Source organism: Bacillus sp. RIT 809, assembly GCF_016892495.1.
In the GTDB taxonomy this organism is placed as follows: domain Bacteria; phylum Bacillota; class Bacilli; order Bacillales; family Bacillaceae_G; genus Bacillus_A; species Bacillus_A cereus_U.
In genome coordinates, this window is sequence record NZ_JAFEMR010000005.1 from 140,055 (window position 1) to 160,000 (window position 19,946).

A 19,946-nucleotide genomic window follows, 5' to 3' on the forward strand; every position below is an offset into this window, starting at 1 on the left:
ACATAACGGTGTTGTCCGTTAGCAATTACTAGAAAAACGTTCACTGCTACAGTTTAGAGGTGGTAAGTAATAATCCCGTAATAGGAAGCTCGCACCCTAAGGCTTCCCTCTCTGAAAATCGTAGAAAACTACCCATGTCCTCATCATAACATTTCGATATATTTCATTTATGTAGGTAATTATATGCTCAAAAACTTAGAAAATCAAGGGCGTTACCTTTATTTTTTAAATTTTTCACGTTGCGCTCAAATTCATGTAATCCATGTAGTTGCACTCGTTCCTGAAATACATTTCGCAAAGTAATAATCATATTATGATCTTGTTCTTTCGTATATAAATAAATCTTTTTCGGCGAAATAGAAAGAAGTGGTGCAATTACTTTCGTATCAATATATACATCCTGTTTCTTTAATAATTCTTCATCTATATATTGAACCAATTTATCCTGTTTTAAACGTCTACCTTTATCATCATAGAAAATAAAACTTTCATCAAAAATAAGATGCACACAGGACAAACGTGATTTCCGGCTACTTACTTGTTGGCGAAGTGTCTCAATGAACATTTGATATTCCTGCTCCATCTTATACTCATCAATTGCAACTTCAGCAAGCCTAGCTATCATTTCCCTATATGTACGAAGACGAAAACGAACGTATGATGAAAACGAGAATGAGAGCGGATCACAAAGCCAATCATTCAAAGACGACGCAATATAAGATTCAAATTTTTGACGTGTTAAATCACGGGCTACTCCTTTTCTTCTTTCCTTTAAAATCTCATGTGCCATATGCAATATTTGATGACACTCTTCTTGTTCTTCATAAAAAAACTTTTCCTTTAAAATGGTATGAATCCATTCATTTTGTTTCACATTCATAATGAAATATAGTAATACTGGCAATAAAATCTTTTCAATATAATTCGATTCACATAATGGTATATGAATAACAACCTTTTGTTCGTTTAAATATACACTTGTTTCCTTATATAAGGATTCCGTTCTTTTCGTTAGTTGTCTGTATACGTGCACAGCATCATTTTTTTCTTCGAAGCAAATTTCAATCACTTTTGTCCCCCCTTTTATCCCCGCTCTAAAGGATTGCATCTATACGTTACAAATCCTATAAGAGTCCGATCTATGGAAGTTCACTCTTAGTAGAAACCTATCTCCCATTGTTAGAACATCCACTCGATATGGCTTGCTAATTTTATATATATTAAGGGAGGGAGAAAAAAATGATACAAGCTACTCTGAAAAAATGATTAAAATAAAGTGAAACTTTAATCAGTGGAGGTTTTGTCCATCCTCCACTGATTATTAGCCCGCACCAATCGGACTTTTACGGGCAGCCCGACTCCCACCTAACTTCTTTGCTTTACAGCCGAATTTTGAGGTGGGAGTCTTACTGCCCGCCAATAGCGGGATAAAAAAGAGCAAGCTTCTCAGCTCGCTCTTTACTTATTACGACGGTTCTTCCCGCCAATTGGGATTGGCTTCGCTAAATATTTAATTCGTTCCATAATACGGGCCGCTTTCATCTCTTCTGCTTCACCGCGCTGTGTATACGTTAAATGATGTTCCAACTGTTTGAAATCAAAATTAGATGTAAAGAACGTCGGTAAGTTTTCCAACATACGGAACTGTAAGATTGCACCGAGTACATCATCACGTACAAAACTTGACATCGCTTCTGCCCCGATATCATCTAACATTAATACTTGTACACGTTTGACAGCATCAATCTTTCCGCTAATCGAATTATCTTGAATCGAACTTTTGATTTCACGTAAAAATTCAGGGAAATATACGAGCATCGAACTAATTTTCTTTCGCGCAAGCTCATTTGCAATTGCCCCTAAAAGATACGTTTTCCCTACACCAAATTTACCGTACAAATATAAACCTTGTGCTTTTTTACCTGGTTCGTATGTGTTTAAAAATTCATTCGTTGCACCTATTGCATCAATACGTGCATCTAAATCTGAAGGATCTAAATTTTCCATAGTTGCCTGCAAAATGTCAACTGGCATATATACACTTTGAACAAGTTTTTCATATTTTTTTCTCTCATCATATGCTACTTTTCTAATACAACGATCATATTGAATATCAATCATCTTACCTTGGATGACGAGCTTCGGCTCATATCCTTGTAGCATATTTTTACATGACCCTAAATCTGGACAATCCGCACACCCTACACTTTGTCCAATATATTCATATAACTTCACAAGACTTCGTTCAATCATAGAAGTCGTTACTTCACCTTTATGTTCGTCTATAAATTCTTTCACACGAGGGTGCGCCATCACTTCTGCCTTTAAGACTTCATATCTATTTTTAAAGTTTTTATTTTCCATTAATTTCGTAAATGAATTTTGAATATGCTCCATTTTCTCACCTCAAAGAGCGTTCATTTTCTTTTATTAATCACGCTTATATTTTTTCAATACTTCTTCTAATCGTTTCCGTTCATCTTCTAACGTACTTGCATCTTTTTTCGCACTTACGTCATTTTTTACAGGTTCTTTCTCTTCTTCTTTCGACTCTTCTTTAAGCCAATCTGGTACCATTTCTTTTCGCACTGTTTTCTTCGCTGTACGACCTTTTTTCTTCGTCTCAGCCCACTCTTGATATTGACGATTCTCTTCTTTCGCTAGCGCCATCGCCTCGCCTACTGTGCCGACCTTTTTTCGCGCCCAATGTCCAGCAATCTTCTCGACATACGTTTTAGCAAGCTTCATATCTGAGCGTAGCATAACGTAATAAATAAGTACATTCACAACCCCTGGCGTTAACTTTTGGTTTATCATTACATCCTCAACGATTTGCAAGTCCGCTTTCGTCGCCTCTGCACCGCCTGAAATCTCTTTCAATAGTTGTTTTGGCGAGATTTCCTCTAACTGCTTCATTAGCATCTCTTCTTGCGTAGATGGCTCTTTCTCTTTCATTGTACGAGCAGCATGAGGTTGCACTCTTTCACTTAATACAGGTAACGCTTGACCATTTTCGAATTGATACCAATCGCGTGCTCCCTTCCGAAGCCTTTCGATATCAATTGTTTGTATCTCTGTCACTGCGCCAAGAACGATATTTTGCATCGATAACACATCCACACCGTACACATAAGCGAGTGTAATGACACATTCTCTCACTTGATCTGTAATCGCCTTTTTAGGAACAAGCGCTGATAGTCCGTCTACAAATAAAGAGAAATCAAAGAAATCATTCCAAACTTTCGGAGCATCCCCATTCTCGTTACTTGGCATAATTGTCGTTTTCGGGATACGCAGTTCTTCTTGCGCATATTCAAACTGACCTGGGTTAAACGAATCAAATATATCGTTGAAGGAGCGCGTAACATTTTCATAAGAAGCAAAATCGAATTCTTCTTCTAAGAAATATTGCTTTACTTGGTTGTATTTTGTCCGACTCAAGCGATTATATAAAAAGATACTTAAAACAATATCATCAAAAAACTGCTTCGGAGATAAAGGTGGTTGCAATTCATATATAAACATTCGAATATCTTTTTCTTTCTTAATATATACATTTAAAAGACCAATCGCTTCTAACTTTACTCGTTCCCCATATATTTCAGGAAGTTGCATTTGCATAGTCACCATAAGGGAGTGATGTGTATTCTCTTTTCCAAATACACGATCTTGCTCTAACTCTCCCCATAGTGTCATATATAAGCTAAAAGCTCTACTACCTATTAACGGCTGATACAACATCGTTAATACTTTCCGGTCGTAATTATGTAACAACCCTTTCGCACTTACTTTATAACGATCAATCGGCAATAGCTCCATCCATGACTGTTTTTCCATTCTTGCCTTTCCTTTCTCTCATCCAATCTAACCTACATTTCACTCGTTCTATCTTTATTATATAATTTATTAGCGAAAAAGAGCTATTAGCTTCCGCTTCTAGCTCTCTTATCTCGTTTACTTACAGTATATAAAGAGATTCCTTCTACTCTCTCTCTTTTTGCAGTATATCTTTTAATTCTTCAATAAATACATTTAAATCTTTAAATTGACGATACACAGAAGCAAAACGTACGTAAGCAACATCATCAATATCACGAAGTTCTTCCATAACAATTTCACCAATCATATCACTTTTCACTTCTGATATACCTAAGTTACGAAGTTCACGCTCCACACTTTGTGTTACTTCCTCTAACTGCCTTAAAGATACAGGTCTTTTTTCACACGCTTTAATTAAACCGCGTAAAATTTTCTCTTTATTAAACTCTTCTCGTGTTCCTTCTTTTTTAACAACGATAAGAGGTGATTCTTCTACTCTTTCAAATGTCGTAAAGCGACTTAAACAACTTTCACACTCTCTTCTTCTTCGAATAGAGCGCCCCTCGTCTACCGGACGCGAATCTAACACTCTTGTGCCATTATGAAAACAGGATGGACAACGCAATTCATTCACTCCTTTACACTATAATCTTTATTTCTTCGCTACTCATCTACATGTGAAAATATATATACAATATTATATAACTCATTCTTCTACACTGACCACTATAAGTTCATACATAGCATGGTCCTATTTTATATAAACTAAAAAAGAGGTGCATTATACACCTCTTTACATTTTAAATCAATTATGTTCTTTTTTAAAGAGCTTTTGTTTCTCTCTGCTTAATTTCGAAGCTACCAGTGCCTCGAGGAAGCTCGATGCTCTCACGCGTTTTCGCGTTTAAACCTTCTGCAATATATTCTGCAGCAACATTTGGATCAATACGATCCCCACAAGTATAAACATCAATACTTGCGTAACCGTGCTCCGGAAAGCTATGAATTGTTAAATGTGATTCCGAGATAATTACTACTCCACTTACACCTTGTGGTGCAAATTTATGAAAAGCAACCTCACGTACTTCAGCACCAGCTCTTAGTGCTGCATCCACAAATAATTGTTCAATATACGGCATGTCATTAAGCTTGTCGAAATCGCAATCCCAAAGTTCAGCGATTACGTGACGACCCATCGTATCCATAGTATCCATTCTACAGTTCCCCCTTGTAAATTTATTCTAACTGTTCGAATTGAAAACTAATTTGCAATTTGGCTTGCTCCACTACCACGGGGGAAAGTTAGTCCAGAGAGGTCCTAACCCTTTAAGTAGTGACTACGTACCTCAGCTCTTAAGTTTACGAGTGTTAGTATACTTTGTTTATTTTCATTTTGCAACAACAGTTTTTTCGATTTTCTGTCATAATTTCCTCTTTACTTTTCCCTAAAAAAAATAAACGATTCACAAATACAGTAATCACAACGTTTTTTGGTCTGTCCACTATTTTAAAATATACCCATATAATTTTTTTCTTTTCAGAAAAAAATAAAAAAAGAGAGCAAATATTCACTTGCCCTCCTTCTATTTCACTTAAATATGTTGTACATTTTCTTGTTTTGCTAATTCATCAACAACTAACGTTACAAGATCTACAACACGACGAGAGTAGCCCCACTCGTTATCATACCAAGCAAGTACTTTCACTTTACGCTCACCCATTACCATTGTAGATAAACCATCAATAATAGCTGAGTGTGTATTTGTATTAAAGTCGATAGACACTAAAGGCTCTTCGCTGAATTCTACAATTCCTTTTAACGCACCGTTTGCAACAGTTTTGAATGCTTCATTAATATCTTCAACTGTTACATCACGTTTTACGTCTACTACTAAATCAACAAGAGACACGTTTGGTGTTGGTACACGAAGTGCCATACCATGAAGTTTTCCGTTTAAGTGTGGAAGAACTTTTGCAAGCGCTTTCGCAGCACCCGTCGTTGTCGGAATGATAGACTGTCCGCAAGCACGCGCTCTTCTTAAATCTTTATGTGGGTTATCAATATTTTTTTGGTCATTTGTATAAGCGTGAACAGTTGTCATTAAACCGTTTTCAATTCCGAACTGCTCATCTAACACCTTTACAACAGGCGCTAAACAGTTTGTTGTACAAGATGCATTTGAAATAACGGTATGTTTTGTAATATCTAATTGGTCTTCGTTCACACCAACTACGATTGTTACATCTTCATTTTTACCAGGTGCTGTTAAAATAACTTTTTTCGCTCCAGCTTCAACATGAAGAATTGCTTTTTCTTTCGAGTTAAATTTACCAGTTGCTTCAATTACAACTTCAACACCTAGATCTTTCCAAGGCAATTCCTTTGGATCGCGGTTGTTTAAAAGGCGAATCATTTTCCCATCTACTAATAAGTGATCTTCAAATGCTTCCACTGTTCCGGCAAACTTACCGTGTACTGTATCATATTTAATTAAATGTGCTAACGTTTCGGACGGATAGCTTGCATTGATTGCTACAATTTCGAATGCGCTTTCTTTTATTGCTTGACGAAACACCATTCTCCCAATACGTCCAAATCCATTAATTGCCACACGAGTCATAATATGTTATCCCCCTTGAATGCGTTATACTATTTATCTCAAATCCCAATATTAGTATAACACAAAAAGGAGGAATGTCACTAAGCATTTTCATTAATTTCACAATTTTTTAATCAATAATGTTCCACTTCTTTAAAATCACCTGTAATTGTGTTTTCGTTTCCATAATTGTGCCATCATTATTTATCACTTCATCTGCATTCTTCACTTTTTCTTCTAATGGCATTTGAGATTGAATACGCACCGTTGCTTCTTCTTCTGAAAAGTTATTTCGTTTCATTAAACGGTCTAATTGTGTATTCGGTGTGACTGCTACAACTAAAACACGATCAACAAGATTTGTTAATTTACTTTCAAACAAAAGAGGGATATCTAACACAACCGCTTGCATACCTTCTTTTATGTACATTTCCTTTTGTGCATTCATTTCTTCACGCACTGCAGGGTGAACGATTTTGTTTAACTGCAATCGTTTTTCTTCATTATAGAAAACGACACTTCCAAGCTTCGGGCGATCCAGCTCCCCATCTTCTTGTAACACTTCCGTTCCAAACACCTCTACAATTTTGTTATATGCTGGTTTTCCTCGTTCTACAACTTCTCGCGCAATAATATCTGCATCAATAACCGGTATACTCATTTCACGAAACATTTCTGATACCGTACTTTTTCCGCTTGCAATGCCTCCTGTTAATCCAATTATTACTGTCATAATAATCCTCCTCATAATATCAAAGGCGCGAAACTAATGTTCCACGCCCCTACTTACATTTTCCAAATTCCAATAATAATGAGTAATACTCCAGGCAGGAATGTAAATTTTTGTAACCATTTCATATTCGATAAAATCGTACCAAGCTTCATTCCAATAAATAAAAATAAAGAACTCATAACCGCGACTAATATCGCCATCATCGCCGGTGCATAACCTAATAAAGATGCACCGATTCCAGCACCAAACGAATCTACAGAAAGAGCGATGCCGAGAAGTAGCGCTTCTCCTGCAGAAATAGTTCCTGATTTATCAAAATCGGCAACAGTCGGCTTCCGCAAAATTTGAATCACTAACCCTAGAGAAGCAATTTCTAGTTTCCAAACCTTCTCTTCTTGCTTCGGTTCTTCTTTTTTATCACTTCGAAAAAATTGGTATAATACCCAAATCCCGATTCCAATAAGAACAAACCCACCGATACGCGTTGCGATAACAGGTGAAAATATTTTCGCGATCATATGTCCAATTCCCATGGAAACGAGCATGACAGCCGCTGAACAGATTCCGATAATTATAATTGATTTTAGTGGAATTCTTACACTTCTTAATCCGTATGTTAGCCCCACACTACAGCTATCTAAGCTTAATGTAAAAGCTAATAAAATAAGAGACCAATAAAGATACATCGGTAAGCTCCTCCCTTATACATAGCTCTGCTCTATGTATATGACAAATGCCTATCCGATGTTATCCCTTTTCTATATTCTAGGCTGACAAATTGGGCAGTAATGCGTTCCCCTTCCGCCAACAACTGTTTTTTCTAATAGCGTACCGCAAGTCACACACGGTTCTCCTTTTTTTCCATATACATTTAGAAGTTCCTGGAACGAACCAATTTGTCCTTGCGAATTAATATACGTTCTAATTGTACTTCCGCCACGCTTAACCGCTTCACCCAGCGTTGTAACAGTCGCCTCATAAATTCTTTCTACTTCTTCTTCTGTTAAAGATGCAGCTTCTCGTTCTGGATGAATTTGCGAACGGAATAATACTTCATCTACATATATATTTCCAAGCCCCACTAAAAGACGCTGATCTAATAATACAACTTTTATTTTGCGATTTGTCTTTTGCAATCTTTCTTGTAAGTACTGCGGTGTCAATTCAGCATCAAATGGCTCTGGTCCTAAATCAGCAAGAGGCATTTGAGCAAACTCTTCACCTTTCTTAAAGAGATGCATCGTACCAAACTTTCTCACATCTTTATAATGCAATTCAGTTCCATCTGTAAATAAGAAACGTACGTGTGTATGTTTATCAATTGGTTCATCCTCTTGATGAAGTAAAAACTTACCTTCCATACGCAAATGTGAAACAATTACATAGTTTGTTACATACAAAAGCAAAAACTTACCTCTTCGCTTTATATTCTCGATCATCTCGCCTCTTAGCATGTCTTTAAAGATTTCTGCATCGTCCGGTCGTTTCACTATTTTTGGGTAAGTGATAATTACATCTTCAATCACTTTCCCCGTTACAAGATTTTCAAGTGTCCGTCTAACATTTTCAACCTCTGGTAATTCCGGCATTTCATCACTTCCTTATTTCGCGTCGTACCAAGTTGGACCGTAAGAATAATCAACTTTTAATGGAACTGCTAGTTCAATTGCATGCTCCATTACTTCAGGTACAAGCTTCTCTAATTTTTCCACTTCTTCTTTTGGCGCTTCAAAGATCAATTCATCGTGTACTTGCAGAAGTAAGCGAGCTTGTAGGCCTTCTTCTTCTAAGCGATCGGCCATAATAATCATAGCCTTTTTAATAATATCCGCCGCACTACCTTGAATTGGTGTATTCATTGCTGTACGCTCTGCAAAGCTACGTAAATTAAAGTTACGGCTCGTAATTTCTGGAATGTAACGACGGCGATTTAATAACGTTGACACATATCCTTTTTGCTTCGCATCTTTTACAATGTCAGCCATATATTCTTGTACTCCAGGGAAGCTTTCTAAATACCTTTCAATAAATTCCCCTGCCGCTTTTCTCGTGATTCCTAAGTTTTGTGAAAGGCCGTAATCACTAATACCGTATACAATGCCGAAGTTTACAGCTTTTGCTTGTCGTCTCATATTAGATGTCACTTCATCTTTTCCAACACCGAATACATCCATAGCTGTTTTCGTATGAATATCCATGTCATGTTGGAACGCTTCAACTAAACCTTCATCTTTTGCAATGTGAGCAAGCACACGAAGTTCAATTTGTGAATAATCGGCCGCGTACATAATCCATCCTTCTTCTGAAGGAATAAACGCCTGACGAATCTTCCTTCCCTCTTCTAAGCGAATCGGGATATTTTGCAAGTTTGGTTCCGTTGAACTTAGTCGTCCTGTTTGCGTTAACACTTGGTTAAAGCGAGTATGAATTTTAGATGAATCGTCATGTACAACTTTTAGTAACCCTTCAATATATGTAGAGTTTAGTTTCCCTAATTGACGGTAGTGTAAAATCTTCGGAATGATTGCATGATGATCCATAAGCTTGTCTAGTACATCAGCAGATGTAGAATAACCTGTTTTCGTCTTTTTAATAACAGGTAAATTTAAGTTTTCAAACAGAATAACCCCAAGTTGCTTCGGTGAATTAATATTAAATTCCGTTCCTGCAAGCTCATAAATCTCTTGTTCCATTTCCTTTAATCTACCCGCAAGCTCTTCTCCCATATTACGAAGACGATTCGTATCAACTGTAACACCTTTCACTTCCATGTCAGCTAATACACGAGCAAGAGGTAATTCTAACTCTGTAAATAGTTCATATTGCTCATTCTTTTCTAATTCTTTCTCGAATGTTTGCTTCACATCATATAATACATGCACTTTACGAGCGACATGCTCAGCTACTACCTCTTGCTCCGGAACAGCACGTTTCGCACCTTTCCCGTACACTTCTTCGTCAGATTTTACCGCATGTGTTTCTTTCATTTTCGCAACAGCACGGAAATCTTTATCGGTATCAGCTGGATCAAGTAAATAAGCGGCAATTAATAAATCAAAGTCAATCCCTTGAATATCTACACCTTTCCACTTTAGGGCAACGATAGCACGCTTCGCATCAAATGTATGTTTTCTCATTTCTCCATTTGCAAGCCACTCTTTAAAAGCATCCGATTTAAGAGCAACATCGGCCGGAATGAAGTAACAACCATTTTCATTTTGAATACCAAAACCTTGAATATCGGCTTTATGATAGTTATCTTCTTGCACTTCAACAATAAGCGCACTATCTTGCTGAAGCATTTCTTCTGTAACTTCTTCTACAATATCAAATGTAATATCATCTAATTCAGCTGGAGCCGTTTCCTCCGGCGTAACACCTAATTTATTTAAAAGGGATGTAAATCCTAAATTCTCGAACATCGGAATCAAATCGCTTGGTTCATACCCTTTATATGCCATATCATCTACATGCACAGTAATCGGTGCGTCTGTAATAATAGTCGCAAGTTCTTTACTCATAAGGGCTTGTTCTTTATTCGCTTCTAACTTTTCTTTTAATTTCTTTCCACTCACTTGATCTAAGTTTTCATATACTGCTTCTACCGTTTCAAATTGCGTTAATAATTTAATGGCTGTCTTCTCACCAACACCTGGTACACCTGGAATGTTATCTGATTGGTCTCCCATTAAACCTTTCATATCGATAATTTGCTTTGGTGATAAGCTATATTTCTCAAATAAAGCTTCTTTCGTATATTCATCTACTTCTGTAATTCCTTTGCGAGGAATACATACGAGTGTATTATCTGAAACAAGTTGCAGTAAGTCTTTATCTCCTGAAATAACTTTCACATGAAACCCTTGCTCACTCGCTTCTTTCGCTAAAGTCCCCATAATGTCATCCGCTTCATAGTTTTCTAATTCATAGCGCGGAACATTAAATGCATCAAGTACTTCGCGAATAAATGGGAATTGCTCTGATAGTTCAGGTGGCGTCTTTTGACGCCCTCCCTTATAATCACTATACGTTTTATGACGGAACGTTGTTTTCCCCGCATCAAACGCCACAAGCATGTGCGTCGGTTTTTCTTCCTCTAATATTCTCATTAACATCATCGTAAAACCATAAATTGCGTTCGTATGTATACCTTTGTCGTTATTTAAAAGCGGTAGTGCAAAGAAAGCACGATACGCGATATTATTACCATCTACTAATACGACTTTTTTTTCCAAACTACAAACCTCCCCATACAAATTTGAAACGATTTTCCCACAGAAAAAAAACCGTTCCTATCCTCTCTCTATATTAACATGACTAATAGAGAGAAGAAAAATAACGGTTTTTTTCTATCATATATAAACAGACTTACATTGGCATAAAAGGGAAGTGACGAGAATAGCATAACTACTCTCGTCCAAAATTACTCCTTGGATGAAGGGGTTTTCATATATTATATTAACAGAGCTTTATTAATATTTAATTAAGCCATTGTTAATATATTGTAAATATCCTTCATCCTATTTTTCAGTAGCTGATTTTGGTAAAACAACTGTAAATGTTGTACCTTCTCCAACCTCACTATCCACTGTAATCGTACCTTGATGTGCTTCAACTAAATGCTTTACAATTGATAAACCAAGACCCGTTCCACCCGTATTTCTACTTCTCGCTTTATCAACTCGATAAAAACGTTCAAATATACGAGGGATTTCTTCTTTACTAATACCAATTCCAGTATCCGACACTTTTATATACGCATTATATTTATCCTCTAATAATTCAACTGAAACAACGCCTCCAGCCGGCGTATATACGATTGCATTATTAATTAAATTAATAAAGATTTGTTTTAAGCGGCTCGGATCTCCAATAACGGAAACTCTTTTCAATACATTCACTTGTAAAGAGATTTCTTTTTCACCCGCTTTATTATCAAGCACCATGTGAATGTCTTCAAGAAGCCCCTTCATATCAACCGTACCCATATTTAATCTAAACCCTTGCTGCTCGATTTTTGACAAATCTAATAAATCTTCAATTAATCCTTGCATACGCTCACTTTCTTTTAAAATGATATGCAAGAAATGTTCGCAGAATTTTTTATTATCCATCGCTCCGTCCAAGAGTGTTTCTGAAAAACCTTTAATAGAAGTAATCGGTGTCTTCAATTCATGAGAAACATTCGCTAAAAAGTCTTTTCTCATTTGTTCTAATTTCTTTAACTCTGTAATGTCATGGAATACGAGAACAATCCCTTTCCACTCATGGTTTGTCCCAATAATTGGCGCTCCGTATACTTCGAAATGCTTGCGCTCAATACCTAGCGGCAATAACATTTGTTTACGCACTTTCACTTCTGTCATAAAAATTTCTTCCACAAGCTCAATAATTTCCGTATGGTGAAACGATTCATAATATAAACGGTCTAAATATTCTTCATCTGTTACGTGGAAAGTCTCCTTATAAGAACGGTTTACAAGGTTTATATAACCACGGCTATCAATTAAAATCATTCCGCTTCCCATATTTTCAATTAATGTGTGCAAACGATCTTGTTGCATTTCTTGTTCGAGTGTCATCTCTTGTAAATTACGAGCTAAAATATTAATTGCTTTACTCAGCATTCCTGTTTCATCCGAATGACTTTCATATGCACGCGCTTTATAATTACCCTTCGCTAATTCAATCGCAACTTTCGTAACTGATTCAATCGGCCTAATATATTGTCCTGTAATTTTGACACCTAGGAATACAACTACGAGACAAGCAATGACAAATCCGATAATTAATAATCCCCACGTTTTTTGGTGAACGTCCCTCAATGTATCAATTGTACTTTTCACCAAAATGTATCCTTGTTTCCCTTCTACATCCTGGACGAACACAGCATGATAAAATTCATTCTTTTGATCTGTTTCTTTCGTAATGACTTTATTTTTTTGTTTTCCTGCTTCAGAAGAAAGTTCTTTAATCATCTCTTGATTAAATGCAGATTGTTTCCCTCCGCTATATTGAACTTTATTTTTTTCATCCACAAATATAATAGAAGCTGGTATTTGTTCTTCTAACTTTTCAAATACATACGGCTTTTTTAAAACAGAATCAAACCCTTGCTCCTCTGCTAATACAGCAACATACCTTGTCTCTTTTACCATTCTTTCTTTAGCATGATCTATATAGTAATTTTCAAATACGGTTTCTAATAATACACCTAGTCCAACTAAAATAAAAACGATAAGAGAAACAAAAGTAAAAAGAAGCCTGGAACGAAATTTATTCATCCCCTTTTGGCTCCTCTAATTTATAACCTAAACCACGTATCGTTTTAATGTACGTCGGTTTTTTCGTATTTTGTTCAATTTTATCGCGCAAATGGCTAATATGGACATCAACAATTCTTGTATCACCGGCAAAATCATAATTCCATACAGCACTCAATAATTGGTCACGAGTTAATACACGACTTTTATTTTTTGCAAGATAAACAAGTAACTCAAATTCTTTCGGTGTTAGTTCCAGTTTCCTACCTTGGAAGTACGCTTCATAAAACTCCGGTAAAATTTTAAGCTCTGCAATTATGATACTATCTTCATCTGGCGTTTCCGAAACTTTTTCTTCTTGCTGTAATTTCGTGCGGCGCAAAATCGCTTTCACACGAGCAACAACTTCCCTTGGGCTAAACGGCTTCGTCATATAATCATCAGCCCCAAGCTCAAGACCTAGCACCTTATCAAATTCATCATCTTTTGCTGTTAGCATTAAAATCGGCGTCATAACACGCTGCAATCGTAATTCTTTACAAACTTCCATACCATCCATTTTTGGAAGCATTAAATCTAATATAATTAAATCTGGGCGTTCTGTTGTCGCTTTTTGAAGCGCCATTTCTCCATCCATCGCTGTTATAACTTCAAACCCAGCTTGTTGTAAATTAAATTCAATTAAAGTTAAGATAAATTCCTCATCATCAACTACTAAAATACGATTGTTCATTCTTTTCCTCCAAGTTATAGACTTGAAACCTTCTTCATCCTAGTATTTTCCCCGTTATTCTCATCATACTAGAAAACAAGGTCTCCCTCAATATAATTGTCTATTCATGGAGCTCGTTTGTGTAAAATTGAGAAAATAGAAGTAATTACGACTCACCTTCAGCTACACAGGATTTTTCCAAACTTTATAGATCGCTCTCTCTTTTTTAAAGCTCACTTCCGTATGAACTATACAATCTCGATTTTGCGCTAAGAAAAACGAAAGAGCATACGCTATTTTATAATCTGGTGTTTCATATCCATCAAATACTTTCCCGTACATTTCATTCGCGATTGAATCGGCCCACACTTCAGCTTCTCTTATCGTTTCAAAAATAATGTCTTCCCTTTCCCATTTCAAAGTTATATCACCCTTTCCAAACAAAAAGTAGCGCTAGCATACCCTTAATAAGAATATGACTAGCGCTACTTTTATATCATTCTAACTTTCATTTTTTAAAAATTATCTAATGCTTTTTCCATAATGGAAACAGATTTAAAAGGTGGTGTTACTGTTAATGAACCTTTTACAACAGTTTCTCCTTTTTCATCATGAGCAAATACAAGCATATCAATTGTATGTTCCTCCTCTGAAACAGCCACAACTTCAAAGTGGATTTGTAACGTTTCGTAATGGTGAACATGTTTCACGAACGTAAGGTCCTTCCTAGTAATATGACTACCTGGACCTGGTAAATATTTCGTAACCGCCGTTGTAATCAGCCCCGTTAGCATAATGCTTGGGACAATCGGCTTTTCATACGGAGTTTGGGATGCGTAATCATGCTGAATATATAATGGATTGGCATCATTCGTTAACCCTAAATACAATAACAAATCTTTATCCTCAATTTTTTCAGTGATAGATAATTTCTCTCCTACTGTAATTTCATCCATTTTACGACCAATTTGAACTTTTTTCTTTAACATGTTACAACCCCCTCCGATTTTCCCACCTTATTATCCTACTAAAAGCGATACCTTATCCGAAATTTACTATGATGAGGGCAATGTATAGTATAAGTCTATAGTTTCATTATAGGATACACCTAATGATAGCGTTTTCATATTATTTTAAAAAAACATTTCAATATATAGTAGAAAAAGATTCGGGGCCCCGAATCTTTTTCCGCTTATATTTAATTATTAAACAAGAACTTTCATAACGTTTCGTACAGATTCGACAGAGCGATCTAACGCTTCTTTTTCATCTGCAAGAAGTTCTAATTCAATAATTTTTTCAATTCCGTTACCACCTAGAATTACTGGTACCCCTAAGTAAATGTCACTATAACCATACTCACCTTCAAGGTATGCAATAGCAGGTAATACACGGCGTTGATCTTTCAAGATTGCTTCTGTCATTTCAACTAAAGAAGCTGCTGGCGCGTAATATGCACTACCGTTTCCTAATAAGCCTACAATCTCACCGCCACCTTTACGTGTACGTTCTACGATTGCCTCTAAACGCTCTTTCGGAATTAATGTTTCTAACGGAATACCACCTGCATAGGAATAGCGTACAAGAGGTACCATATCGTCACCATGTCCACCAAGAACAAATCCTGTAATGTCTTTCACAGAAAGGTTTAATTCTTGTGAAATGAATGTACGGAAACGAGCTGTATCTAATACGCCCGATTGACCGATAACACGCTCTTTCGGGAATCCTGCTTCTTTAAATACAGAATATGTCATTGCATCAACTGGATTTGTTAATACAACAATAATCGCATTTGGTGAATGTTTTGCAATGTCGCGCGTAATACTTTTCATAATTTTAGAGTTTGTTGCTACTAAGTCATCACGGCTCATACCAGGCTTACGCGCAATACCTGCTGTAATAACGACAACGTCAGAATCAGCAGTATCTACGTAATCAGATGTACCAATAATGTTAGCATCAAAACCTTGTACTGGGCTCGCTTCTAACATATCTAACGCTTTCCCTTTTGTTGGATTTTCCAGCTGTGGAATGTCCACTAATACAACATCTGCAAGTTCTTTTTGTGCTAATAAGAATGCTGTTGTTGCTCCTGTAAATCCTGCACCGATGACTGAAACTTTCTTGCGTTTGATTGTCATAATTTACCCCCCGCTTTAATTATGCGTTTTTGATTATCGCTACATCCATGTTTTTAATAAGTTCATTAGCGAACTCAGAACATTTCACTTCTGTTGCACCTTCCATTAAGCGTGCGAAATCATAAGTTACTACTTTTGATTCAATTGTTTTCTCAACTGAATCAGTTACTAAATTCGCAGCTTCGTTCCATCCTAAGTGCTCTAATAATAATACACCAGAAAGAAGAACAGAAGATGGATTTACTTTATCTAAACCTGCATATTTTGGAGCTGTACCATGTGTAGCTTCAAAGATAGCATGTCCAGTCACATAGTTAATGTTTGCACCAGGTGCAATACCAATTCCACCTACTTGTGCAGCAAGTGCATCCGAGATGTAGTCTCCGTTTAAGTTCATTGTTGCAACAACATCGAACTCACGTGGACGAGTTAAAATTTGTTGTAAGAAGATGTCTGCAATAGAATCTTTTACGATGATTTTCCCAGCAGATTCTGCTTCTGTCATCGCTTTATTCGCTGCATCTTTACCATCTTTTTCAACGATACGATCATATTCAGCCCAAGTAAATACTTTGTCGCCAAATTCTTGTTCAGCTACTTCGTAACCCCAGTTTTTGAAAGCACCTTCTGTAAATTTCATAATGTTTCCTTTATGAACTAATGTAACAGAAGAGCGTTTTTCGTTAATTGCATATTGAATCGCAGCACGAACCAGACGCTTTGTCCCTTCCTCTGAAATTGGTTTAATACCAATCCCTGATGTTTCTGGGAAACGAATTTTATTAACGCCCATTGCTTCTTTTAAGAATGCAAGAACTTTTTCCGCTTCTGGAGAACCTTGTGCATATTCAATACCAGCGTAAATATCTTCTGTATTTTCACGGAAAATAACCATATCAGTATCTTCCGGACGTTTTACAGGTGAAGGAACACCTTCAAAGTAACGAACTGGACGTAGACATACATATAAATCTAATTCTTGACGAAGCGCAACGTTTAGAGAACGAATACCACCGCCAACTGGAGTTGTAAGTGGACCTTTAATTGCGATTAAATATTCACGAATTAAATTTAAAGTCTCTTCTGGTAACCACTCGCCTGTTTGGTTGAATGCTTTTTCCCCTGCAAGCACTTCTTTCCAAACAATTTTCTTCTCACCATCATATGCTTTCTCAACTGCTGCTTCTAGTACGTGAGATGCTGCAGCCCAAATATCAGGACCAATTCCATCTCCTTCGATAAATGGAATAATCGGATTGTTTGGTACATTCATAACACCATTAGTTACAGTAATTTTTTCACCTGTCGTCAATGTGATAACCCCCATGTTTGAAATTTCATATGTATGAAACTGAGGGAATAACCCCTCAGTTCAAACCTTTAGTCAAATTAAAATATTCTAATCATTATATCTTTCCGAAAAAATCAGACTTTTGAAAGCGTATTTTCACTATCAAAATAGTGTTTTTCACTTATCGTTGCGCAATCGGAACATACACTTGATGCGTAGGTCCATCATAATCAGCACGCGGACGGATTAAACGGTTGTTTTCATATTGTTCTAGAATATGAGCTAACCAGCCTGACATACGGCTAATCGCAAAGATAGGTGTAAATAGGTCATGGTCAACTCCTAAACAATGGTATACAGAAGCTGAATAGAAATCAACATTTGGTGGAAGACCTTTTTCTTTTGTTACAATGTCTTCAATTTTGATAGACATATTATACCATTTGTCTTCTCCTAAAAGCACGCATAATCTCTTAGACATTTCGCGTAAGTGTTTCGCGCGTGGATCACCATGCTCATATACGCGATGACCAAATCCCATAATTTTCACTTTATTTTGAAGAGCATTATGAATATATGCTTCTACATTTTCTTCTTCGCCAATTTCAGTTAACATCTTCATTACATTTTCATTTGCCCCGCCGTGAAGAGGACCTTTTAATGCACCGATTGCTGCTGTAATACCAGAATACACATCTGAAAGTGTAGCTACGCAAACACGTGCAGTAAATGTAGAAGCGTTTAACTCATGATCTGCATGAAGTACAAGTGCCTTATCAAAAGCCTCAATTTCAACTTCATTTGGCTCACGATCATTTAACATGTACAAGAAATTTGCAGCTAATGATAGATCTTTTCTTGGCTCAACAACATCTAAACCTTTGCGAATTCTTGCATAAGCCGCAATTAAAGTTCCGACTTGAGCCTGTAATTTAACCGCTTTCAAATAATTAGACTTTCCATCCATTATTTCAGCGCTCTCATCATATAATGATAGCATGGAAATCGCAGTTCGTAAAACCGACATCGGGTGCGCGATTTTTAAATCTACTTGTTTCAAATATGTTAAAATCTCACCTGGAACTTTATAGTATTCTGATACAGTCTCTTTAAATTCCGCTAGTTCTTGTTCGTTAGGAAGCTTGCGGTGCCATAATAAGTACACTACTTCTTCAAACGTAGCATTCTCAGCTAAATCATCAATATTATACCCAACATAAGTTAATGTATCATCAATAATAGAGCTCACAGATGATGTTGTTGCTACTACCCCTTCTAAACCTCGAATAACAGTCATGACATTCTCTCCTTTTCCTGAAAATTCTCCCAACCTTGCTCCTTATATCTATTTGCTCCCCTTATAAATTATGAACGCCCGTTCACTCTTTAGGCAAGCAAAATGCACGATCATGCAAATTTGTTGCGATGTTCCCCTCTTATTATCCATTGCCTACATGGAAAGCATGAGCGTGAATGTCTCCCCGAATCCTCACGCTCAGAACAACAAGTTAGTGAGGAAAATAAATTCCGAAGAGTTTTATGATAAAAACAACATAAAACAATATCATTATAAAATTGTTTTATGTTGTTTTTATTTTATCTGGTGTAAAGTCTCTGCTGTTATGTAACTTTTCAAAGTTTCTAATTCTATTATAAACAATTATCTGACTTTTGTGAACAGGAAGAATTCAAAATTTTTATATTACTATAAAATTCCTTATTTAAACATCTGTATAATACTCATAACTGCATAGGCAATTCCAGCCCCAATTAATGGACCTACAGCAACTCCATTAAATAAAGCTACAGCTATAATTGTCCCAAAAACAAGTGCGGTTGTAATATGAGGATCAGTCGTTAATAATTGCACCCCACCTTTCGCCAATAAAGCAACCGCTACTCCTGAAGCTAAAGCAATCCATGCATAGTATGATTTCGCCGCTTCTCCAAGCTGTTTAAACCCTATTTCCCCCGTCGCAATTGGGACAAGCACCGCAATTGTAATAACCGTCACACCGAGGTTAATTCCTTTCGTTTGTAAATAAGGAAAGACTTTATCGCCTAAAAACGTAAACTTAAATAAAAATAACACTCCAACAGCTACAGTAAGCGATTGGTTTTTAGCAATAAGTCCTATAATAAGTAGTATGAATAAAAATAACGTTGACTGACTAATCATGATTGCACTTCCTTTCTGAAAATAATGAACTTGTTTCCAAACAAAAATACCCTTAAACCTATCGTTATACATGCTATACCGATGTATATTTGACAATTATAATAAAGAAAAAAATTGATTTTCATATACATTCCAAAATTACAAACAAGACTTTAACCAGAAAAAAATAAAGCATGCATATACATTTAAAAGCGGATGTCTCTCC

The 19,946-nt window shown here is 36.4% G+C and carries 18 protein-coding genes and 1 other annotated feature (1 of these 19 only partly in view); all 18 genes read right to left on the reverse strand.

Going from position 1 to position 19,946, the window contains the following annotated elements; translation table 11 throughout:
• Window positions 1–156, reverse strand: a binding site (T-box leader) (it extends 72 nt beyond the left edge of the window).
• 31 nt (window positions 157–187) lie between these two features.
• The 18 genes from ytxC to JTF23_RS07935 all read right to left on the reverse strand — a co-directional run bounded on the left by ytxC (window position 188) and on the right by JTF23_RS07935 (window position 19,741).
• Window positions 188–1,069 carry a putative sporulation protein YtxC gene (ytxC, locus tag JTF23_RS07850; RefSeq protein WP_002112187.1) on the reverse strand — a complete coding sequence of 294 codons (882 nt, stop codon included), beginning with the start codon at window positions 1,067–1,069 and terminating at the stop codon, window positions 188–190.
• 389 nt (window positions 1,070–1,458) lie between these two features.
• Window positions 1,459–2,397, reverse strand: coding sequence for a primosomal protein DnaI (dnaI, locus tag JTF23_RS07855; protein WP_002015473.1), 939 nt, complete (start codon window positions 2,395–2,397; stop codon window positions 1,459–1,461).
• A 33-nt stretch (window positions 2,398–2,430) separates the two neighbouring features.
• Window positions 2,431–3,837 (reverse strand): replication initiation and membrane attachment family protein, encoded by a 1,407-nt coding sequence (locus tag JTF23_RS07860; RefSeq protein ID WP_002160267.1) that lies wholly within the window; start codon window positions 3,835–3,837, stop codon window positions 2,431–2,433.
• Window positions 3,838–3,982: 145 nt separating this feature from the next.
• The gene (gene nrdR / locus JTF23_RS07865; protein ID WP_001203686.1) at window positions 3,983–4,444 is read right to left on the reverse strand and encodes a transcriptional regulator NrdR; all 462 of its coding nucleotides are present in this window, start codon (window positions 4,442–4,444) and stop codon (window positions 3,983–3,985) included.
• Window positions 4,445–4,640: 196 nt separating this feature from the next.
• Window positions 4,641–5,024 carry an adenosylmethionine decarboxylase gene (speD, locus tag JTF23_RS07870; RefSeq protein WP_002003660.1) on the reverse strand — a complete coding sequence of 128 codons (384 nt, stop codon included), beginning with the start codon at window positions 5,022–5,024 and terminating at the stop codon, window positions 4,641–4,643.
• Between the two features lie 387 nt (window positions 5,025–5,411).
• On the reverse strand, window positions 5,412–6,440 hold the full coding sequence (locus tag JTF23_RS07875) for a glyceraldehyde-3-phosphate dehydrogenase (protein WP_204208451.1): 1,029 nt from the start codon (window positions 6,438–6,440) through the stop codon (window positions 5,412–5,414).
• Window positions 6,441–6,549: 109 nt separating this feature from the next.
• Window positions 6,550–7,152 carry a dephospho-CoA kinase gene (gene coaE, locus JTF23_RS07880; RefSeq protein ID WP_204208452.1) on the reverse strand — a complete coding sequence of 201 codons (603 nt, stop codon included), beginning with the start codon at window positions 7,150–7,152 and terminating at the stop codon, window positions 6,550–6,552.
• Between the two features lie 53 nt (window positions 7,153–7,205).
• Complete coding sequence (gene ytaF / locus JTF23_RS07885; RefSeq protein WP_204208453.1) at window positions 7,206–7,838, reverse strand: sporulation membrane protein YtaF; 633 nt, start codon at window positions 7,836–7,838, stop codon at window positions 7,206–7,208.
• 72 nt (window positions 7,839–7,910) lie between these two features.
• A complete protein-coding gene (mutM, locus tag JTF23_RS07890) occupies window positions 7,911–8,741 on the reverse strand; it encodes a DNA-formamidopyrimidine glycosylase (RefSeq protein WP_204208454.1) in 831 nt (276 codons plus the stop codon).
• A 12-nt stretch (window positions 8,742–8,753) separates the two neighbouring features.
• Window positions 8,754–11,387, reverse strand: a complete 2,634-nt coding sequence (polA, locus tag JTF23_RS07895) for a DNA polymerase I (RefSeq protein ID WP_078179659.1) — start codon at window positions 11,385–11,387, stop codon at window positions 8,754–8,756.
• A 285-nt stretch (window positions 11,388–11,672) separates the two neighbouring features.
• On the reverse strand, window positions 11,673–13,436 hold the full coding sequence (phoR, locus tag JTF23_RS07900; protein ID WP_204208455.1) for a two-component system histidine kinase PnpS: 1,764 nt from the start codon (window positions 13,434–13,436) through the stop codon (window positions 11,673–11,675).
• On the reverse strand, window positions 13,429–14,148 hold the full coding sequence (gene phoP, locus JTF23_RS07905) for a two-component system response regulator PhoP (RefSeq protein ID WP_002112195.1): 720 nt from the start codon (window positions 14,146–14,148) through the stop codon (window positions 13,429–13,431). The genes phoR and phoP overlap by 8 nt, the downstream gene beginning before the upstream one ends.
• Before the next feature lie 162 nt (window positions 14,149–14,310).
• Entirely contained in the window at window positions 14,311–14,547 is a 237-nt protein-coding gene (locus JTF23_RS07910) for a hypothetical protein (RefSeq protein ID WP_002112196.1), read from the reverse strand.
• Between the two features lie 95 nt (window positions 14,548–14,642).
• The gene (locus tag JTF23_RS07915; RefSeq protein WP_016106325.1) at window positions 14,643–15,116 is read right to left on the reverse strand and encodes a MaoC family dehydratase; all 474 of its coding nucleotides are present in this window, start codon (window positions 15,114–15,116) and stop codon (window positions 14,643–14,645) included.
• Between the two features lie 216 nt (window positions 15,117–15,332).
• Window positions 15,333–16,271 (reverse strand): malate dehydrogenase, encoded by a 939-nt coding sequence (gene mdh, locus JTF23_RS07920; RefSeq protein ID WP_002112197.1) that lies wholly within the window; start codon window positions 16,269–16,271, stop codon window positions 15,333–15,335.
• A gap of 19 nt (window positions 16,272–16,290) precedes the next feature.
• The gene (icd, locus tag JTF23_RS07925; protein WP_204208456.1) at window positions 16,291–17,583 is read right to left on the reverse strand and encodes an NADP-dependent isocitrate dehydrogenase; all 1,293 of its coding nucleotides are present in this window, start codon (window positions 17,581–17,583) and stop codon (window positions 16,291–16,293) included.
• A gap of 160 nt (window positions 17,584–17,743) precedes the next feature.
• Window positions 17,744–18,892, reverse strand: a complete 1,149-nt coding sequence (gene citZ, locus JTF23_RS07930; RefSeq protein ID WP_204208457.1) for a citrate synthase — start codon at window positions 18,890–18,892, stop codon at window positions 17,744–17,746.
• Window positions 18,893–19,279: 387 nt separating this feature from the next.
• The gene (locus JTF23_RS07935) at window positions 19,280–19,741 is read right to left on the reverse strand and encodes a DUF441 domain-containing protein (RefSeq protein WP_204208458.1); all 462 of its coding nucleotides are present in this window, start codon (window positions 19,739–19,741) and stop codon (window positions 19,280–19,282) included.
• Between the last annotated feature and the right edge of the window lie 205 nt (window positions 19,742–19,946).